General features: G+C 42.1%; 2 protein-coding genes. One reads left to right on the forward strand and one right to left on the reverse strand.

The genetic code is table 11. The features are described 5' to 3' along the window. Window positions 1–92, reverse strand: a 92-nt coding sequence (locus ACYQ2O_RS12725) for an HAD hydrolase family protein (RefSeq protein WP_459796774.1), incomplete at its 3' end; no start/stop codon positions are given. Window positions 93–208: 116 nt separating this feature from the next. Here ACYQ2O_RS12725 and ACYQ2O_RS12730 point away from each other — a divergent pair. After that, on the forward strand, window positions 209–572 hold a 364-nt coding region (locus tag ACYQ2O_RS12730), incomplete at its 3' end, for a transposase (RefSeq protein WP_459796772.1).

Here is a 572-nt window from a genome sequence, read left to right on the forward strand (position 1 = left end):
GCCTGAATAGCCTGCTTCACCTCTGGACTGATTTTATGTTCTTCATTCAATAATGTGCCATCCAGATCAATGGCAACTAATTTGATCGTCATGCCTGTTCTCCATTCTTTGCTTCAATGTATTTTTTGACAGCTGGTTCGGTCACGCTTCTGTGATCAAGCAAGTGGTAACGGATTATCCATTACACGTTATTTGTATGATAAAGCCCATGCGAGCGACCTATGGCTATCAAGGCGAACGCTACACGCTTAAGGAACTCTATGCCCACTTAAAGAAAAAGCGCGGGCGTGCCATCGTTAAAGCAGAAGCTGTTGTGAGCCTAGGGCTCAATGATCAAGGGAAAGAGATTAAAGCAAAAATCATTTTTGTTAAAAATCGCAACAGTAAGGGCAAGCGTAATTGGCTAGCGTTATTATCCACAGATATCGAGATGGAAAATGAAGAGATCATTCGTCTATACGGAAAACGGTGGGACATTGAGACGTTCTTCAAGTACTGTAAATCTTATTTACAGCTCGGGAAAGAAGTCTACGGACGAAAATATGACATCATGATTGCCCACACAACGATTG

It is taken from the genome of Alkalibacterium sp. m-11, from assembly GCF_054658155.1.